Below are 6,208 nucleotides of genomic sequence, written 5' to 3'. Positions count from 1 at the left end.
TCCAAGATTTCCATTCAAATATTCGGTAACAATCTTTATTTTAAATTCCTCACTATATTTGGCCATAATAATACCCCCAGAAGTTAGATTTATTACTCTAACTTCTGGGGGTCGGTACCTAGGGGGCATTCCTTTGTTTGTATTGGAAGCGATTTGATGATTTGATATACCTGCTCTAATTGGGTATATTTTCTAATAAAAATTATCATCTAAAAATAATTTTAATCTAAAAATCTCTATTAAATGATCCGATATATATGTATACATATAAAGTAAAGGAGAACATTTATGTTAAAAGGGAGATTAAAAATCGGGACTAAAATAAATCTCATTGTTGTTGCTATCATCTTGCTTTTTTCGGTAACAATTGGTGCATTAGTTGTTCAAGAGGTAACAAAAGGGATCAAAAGCTTTGCAATTGAGAAGGCAAAGGGTGATTTAGGGTTAGCTTATTCTTATATAGATAGTAGATTTCCTGGTGATTGGGAGATTAAGGACGGAAATTTGTATAAAGGCAACGAGCTTATGAATGAAAACTTTGCGCTTGTGGATCAGATTGGTGAGGAAACAGACGATACTGTCACAATTTTTCAAGGGAATACGAGAATCGCAACAAATGTTAAAATTGATGGAAAACGGGCGATTGGGACTACTGTTTCTGAGGAAGTTGCTGAGGCAGTCTTAAAGAAAGGTGAAAAGTACTACGGAGAAGCAAAGGTGGCTGAATATCTTTATCAATCAGCTTATATGCCACTAAATGATAAAAATGGTGATGCGATCGGTATTTTTTATGTTGGTGCATCACAGCAGGTTATCGATGATACAATTAATAGCTTTATAGTAAAATTTATCATTTCATTACTAATTATTATCGTTATAGCATCGATTATCGTCTTCTTGTTTACGCGAAATTTAAAAAGAAGACTTCGTTCACTCTCAAATGCTTTGGAAAATGCGGGGAGAGGGGATTTTACAATCGAAATCATTGATAATACAAAGGATGAGCTTGGGGAGCTTTCAACAAGCTATCGTCATATGAAGGATAGTTTAAAAATGCTCATAAGCAATGTCGTCGAGACGTCTGAACAGGTAGCTGCTTCATCTGAAGAGTTATACGCAAGTGCTGAGCAAACAAGTTTAGCGTCAGCACAAGTAGCCGATTCGATTCAAGAAGTAGCAAATGGCGCGGATGCGCAAACGAATAGTGTTGAGGAAACATCAATAGCGTTAGAGGAAGTTGCGCTCGGAATAAATAATATGGCTGAAAGTACGTCACAAATTGTTGAGGCTGGACAAAGCGCAAATAAACAGGCAGTTCTTGGCGGTGACTATGTCGGAAAAACAGTAACACAGATGCATGCTATCCATACCTCTGTTCAAGAAACAGGCGAAGTCATCGCACTGCTTGATAAACGATCACAACAAATTGATTCGATTACAAAGGTGATAAATGAAATTGCAAACCAAACGAATTTACTAGCATTAAATGCAGCGATTGAGGCTGCACGAGCGGGAGAGCATGGAAAAGGCTTTGCAGTTGTTGCAGAAGAGGTTCGCGCACTTGCTGAACAATCACAAAAATCATCTGCTCAGATTTCACAGTTGATTTCTGAAATTCAGGAAGATATGGAACGTTCAAACAAATCGGTGAGCAAGGTAAAAGCTGATGTACAAGACGGGTTAACAATAGCCGACAAATCACATATTGCTTTCCGGGAAATTATAAAAACAATGGATAAAATGAAGGATCAAACTAGTGAAATAGCGGCAACTTCTGAACAAATGTCAGCAAGTGCACAGGAGGTTTCAGCATCAGTAGCCGGAATTTCTGCGATTTCTAAAAAATCCTCACTTCATGTACAAAACGTTGCATCATCTACAGAAGAACAAATGGCGACGATGGAGGAGATCTCAGCATCTGCCGGTACGTTATCAGAGCTTGCGACAAAACTGAAGGATACTGTTAATACATTTAAGCTTTAGGTGTGACTTTTATTGAATTAGACTAGCCTTAAAATACTAACAGAAATGAATAGTTGAAGAGGGGACAGAATACACCCCCTTTTCTCTCTTTTATCATGAGAAGAGTAAATTTTTGAAACCTTTATCTATGTTCAATCGTATTTATTGTTAATGCTTTAATAATGAGCTAAGAATAGTCCAAGGTGCTAGCAATAAATGAAGCATTCACTTATATTTGTGAACATTTTATTAATTACTCACTTGAATAGTTGTTGAAATGAATTTGTACAAATATAATAAAACCATCACGTTATAGTTTGGAGGTTTAACGATTGGGACTGAAAAGCTGAAAATAGGAGAACTTGCAGAAATAACAGGTGTAACAAAGAGAACGATCGATTATTATACCAACTTAGGGTTGTTAAAAGCAGAACGTTCTGCTTCTAATTATCGCTACTACGATAAATCGACAGTTGAACAAATAAAATTAATTGAAAAACATAAAGCTGATGGTATGTCATTAGATGAAATAAAAAGAAGAATAATTGAAGAGAATGCAGAAGAAATTGATGTCCTTGAACTACGATTGAAAATTCAATGCTTAGAAAAGGATGTAACTGAAGTGTTATCACAGCTAGATAAAGGTAACATAAAAAATCAGGAATATGTTAAAAAGCATGTCTCACACGAAAGTCTCTCATTAATTCAATCTTTGTTACTTCTGCTTAATTAGCAAGGTGAATCTCATGGATGAAATAGTGAATAATAAACAATCATACAATTTATTAGGAGGTGTAGGTCTTACTTTTGTAGGACTACTCATTGACGACAATTAACTTAATTTTAATTTTTCTATTAATTGCTTTAACAGGTTTTTTTGTGGCAACAGAGTTTGCTATTGTAAAGGTCAGGATGTCAAAAATTGACCAATTAATTGCTGAAGGAAAGAAAGGGGCAAAGGCGGCAAAAAAGGTAGTTTCACATTTGGATGAATATTTATCAGCGTGTCAGTTGGGGATTACTGTCACAGCTTTAGGACTAGGTTGGTTAGGAGAACCAACCGTAGAAAAGATATTACATCCCTTGTTTGAATATTTACATTTTAACGAGTCGATAACACATATCTTATCGTTTGGTATTGCCTTTGCGTTAGTAACATTTTTGCACGTTGTAGTCGGTGAACTTGCCCCAAAAACCGTTGCAATACAAAAAGCAGAAACGGTAACATTGCTGTTTGCAAATCCAATTATATGGTTCTATCGAATTATGTATCCATTCATTTGGTTCTTAAATGGATCTGCCCGTGTTTTAGTAGGAATATTTGGACTGAAGCCAGCCTCTGAGCATGAATTAGCACATTCTGAGGAAGAGCTTCGAATTTTGTTATCTGAAAGCTATAAAAGTGGAGAAATAAATAAAAATGAGCTTAAGTACGTCAATAATATATTTGAATTTGACGAGAAGTTAGCAAAAGAAATCATGGTTCCACGAACTGAGATTGTATCAATTTCAGTCGAAGATTCCTATGATGAAATTTTAGAGCTTATTAAAAATGAGAAGTATACCCGTTATCCTGTAACAGATGGAAGCAAGGACAATATAGTAGGCTTCCTAAATATAAAAGAGCTTTTAACCTCTAGATTTACAGATATGGAAAGCAATAAGGAATTTGTAATCGATACATTTATTAACCCAGTTATTCGTGTCATCGAAACGATCCCAATCCATGATTTGTTATTGAAAATGCAAAAAGAACGAACACATTTAGCTATTTTAATTGATGAATATGGTGGGACATCAGGATTAGTAACGGTAGAGGATATTTTAGAGGAAATCGTTGGTGAAATTCGAGATGAATTCGATGAAGATGAAATACCAGAAATTCGTAGAATAAATGACGGCCACTACATTCTCGATGGGAAACTTCTTATAGAAGATGTAAATAATCTCCTTGGTACAGCATTTTCTGATGAGGATATTGATACAATTGGCGGATGGTTCCTTACACAAAACTTTGACGCAAGTGTCGGTGCTAAGGTTGAAGAAGCTGGTTTCATATTTAAAGTACATAATAGTGATGGTCATCAAATTCATTATTTAGAGGTAATGAAAGGTAAGGATAATGTCATCGCATTTAACAATAGTAAAAACAATGAAGATGAATAAAATATAATTATTCTTTTAATAAAAGATGAAACCCTAGGCATGCCTTAGGGTTTTCATCTTTTATAAAATCAATTAAAAACATATCATTTGTTCATATACTCTCGAGTTCAATTCAAATGCTAGGAGTATAAGAGACCTTAGGAAGTCCTTAGGGTATTAACGATAGATTAATTGCTAGAGAGATTTTTTCCTTTACATAAATGAATGATTTATAAATTGATCATTTTAAAAACTTCAAAATTGACATAAATGCAAATCATCATCTATAATTTAGCGGTCAAAGAAAAAGAAAGCAATTTATTGACAGGAAAGTTTGTTTTTGGATGAAGGAAAGGGAAGGGGCTGCTAACCAAAGCTTGTATAGGTGATGGTGTAGGAATTGATTATGGATTGTAGTTTTGAAAGGTAAGTTTGTAGGCTTTGCTTTCCTTTATATGTGTGTAATACATATACACATGATTCAAAAATGATAATTAGAGAGGGGATTCAATATGGATGCAAGTGTAAGTGCAAGTGCAACAGCGAGTCAGAATCCGGAAAAAACATATAAGGTTGTTCCGATTTTGGTCGCTTTTCTTATAAGTGGTTTTATAGGTCTTTTTAGTGAAACAGCCTTGAATATTGCGATTAGCGATTTAATTCAAATCTTCAATACAAATGCAGCAACGATTCAATGGTTAACGACTGGTTATTTGTTAACGTTAGGTATTTTAGTCCCTGTATCAGGGCTATTGCTTCAATGGTTTACAACAAGACAATTGTTTATTACATCATTATGTTTATCGATTGTAGGAACGTTTATCGCAGCGATTGCTCCGAGCTTTGAAGTTTTAATGGTTGCACGTGTGTTCCAAGCGATGGGAACTGCATTACTTTTACCGTTAATGTTTAATACAATTTTATTAATTTTCCCTTCAGAAAAGCGTGGGGCGGCAATGGGAATGATTGGTTTAGTTATTATGTTCGCTCCTGCTGTAGGACCAACAATCTCAGGCTTAGTTCTTGAGAATCTTACATGGCATTGGATTTTCTGGCTATCACTACCATTCTTAGTAATTGGTTTAATTGCAGGCATACTTTATATGGAGAATGTGACAGAAGTAACAAAGCCGAAGATTGATATCTTATCTGTAATTTTGTCAACTTTAGGTTTTGGAGGAGTTGTTTTTGGATTTAGTAGTGCTGGTGAAGGGGAAGGAGGTTGGAGCAGTCCGAAGGTAATTGCCTTTATTATCATTGGTGCCGTCTCCCTTATTTTATTTAGCATTCGTCAGCTTAAAATGGAAAAGCCGATGATTAACTTACGTGCCTTCCGTTATCCGATGTTTACTCTTGCTGTCATCCTTGTATTTATTTGTATGATGGTTATGCTTTCATCGATGCTATTATTGCCACTTTACTTGCAGGGTGGATTAGTGTTAACGGCCTTTGCGGCGGGATTAATTCTTCTTCCTGGCGGTGTTTTAAATGGTCTTTTATCTCCTGTTATGGGAAGACTGTTTGATAAGTATGGACCGAAGTGGCTTGTCATTCCTGGACTTGTCATTGTTGCAATTGATTTGTGGTTATTCTCTGGATTAACGACAACATCGACAACAGGCTTTATTATCGCTCTTCACATCTTATTAATGATTGGAATTTCAATGGTTATGATGCCAGCTCAAACGAATGGGTTAAATCAATTACCAAAGGAATATTATCCTGATGGAACAGCGATTATGAATACACTTCAACAAGTATCAGGAGCTATTGGAACAGCGATTGGTGTAAGTATTATGTCTGCAGGACAGCACGACTACTTATCAAAAGTGGATAACCCACAGGATCCAGCACATATTCCAGCAGCATTAACAGCTGGAATTCAGGATGGTTTCCTCTTTGCTCTCGGTGCTGCAATTATTGCGTTAATTATCGCTTTCTTTATTAAGCGAGTGAAGGTTGATTATTAATAAAAATAAAGAGAAATGGATGCATGGTAATGTGCTTTCCGTTTCTCTTTTTTTCGCTTAAATGAGACCAAAAATGCAACAAAAAAGACTGTCTCAACAAGGAAGTTCCTTAAGAGACAGTCATCATTTTT

4 protein-coding genes are annotated in these 6,208 nt (G+C 35.5%); all 4 read left to right on the top strand.

The window, feature by feature from the left end; all coding sequences use genetic code 11:
• Nucleotides 1-288: 288 nt before the first annotated feature.
• The 4 genes from ACTJJ9_RS14900 (at nt 289) to lmr(B) (ending at nt 6,077) form a co-directional block, all read left to right on the top strand.
• Entirely contained in the window at nt 289-1,983 is a 1,695-nt protein-coding gene (locus tag ACTJJ9_RS14900; RefSeq protein WP_145582038.1) for a methyl-accepting chemotaxis protein, read from the top strand.
• A gap of 310 nt (nt 1,984-2,293) precedes the next feature.
• Nucleotides 2,294-2,695, top strand: a complete 402-nt coding sequence (locus ACTJJ9_RS14895) for a MerR family transcriptional regulator (protein ID WP_440768702.1) — start codon at nt 2,294-2,296, stop codon at nt 2,693-2,695.
• Nucleotides 2,696-2,784: 89 nt separating this feature from the next.
• Complete coding sequence (locus ACTJJ9_RS14890) at nt 2,785-4,128, top strand: hemolysin family protein (protein ID WP_145582040.1); 1,344 nt, start codon at nt 2,785-2,787, stop codon at nt 4,126-4,128.
• Between the two features lie 491 nt (nt 4,129-4,619).
• Entirely contained in the window at nt 4,620-6,077 is a 1,458-nt protein-coding gene (gene lmr(B) / locus ACTJJ9_RS14885) for a lincomycin efflux MFS transporter Lmr(B) (protein ID WP_145582042.1), read from the top strand.
• The last annotated feature ends 131 nt before the right edge of the window (nt 6,078-6,208 follow it).

This window comes from Metabacillus sp. 22489, assembly GCF_052044855.1.
GTDB classification, from domain to species: Bacteria; Bacillota; Bacilli; order Bacillales; family Bacillaceae; genus Metabacillus; species Metabacillus niabensis.
Note: the sequence above shows the minus strand (reverse complement) of the source record. Positions and strands in the feature narration are given on the sequence as shown.

Coding starts and splice junctions, on each gene's coding strand:
- ACTJJ9_RS14900 (WP_145582038.1), top strand. CDS start 289: ATGTTAAAAGGGAGATTAAAAATCGGGACTAAAATAAATCTCATTGTT.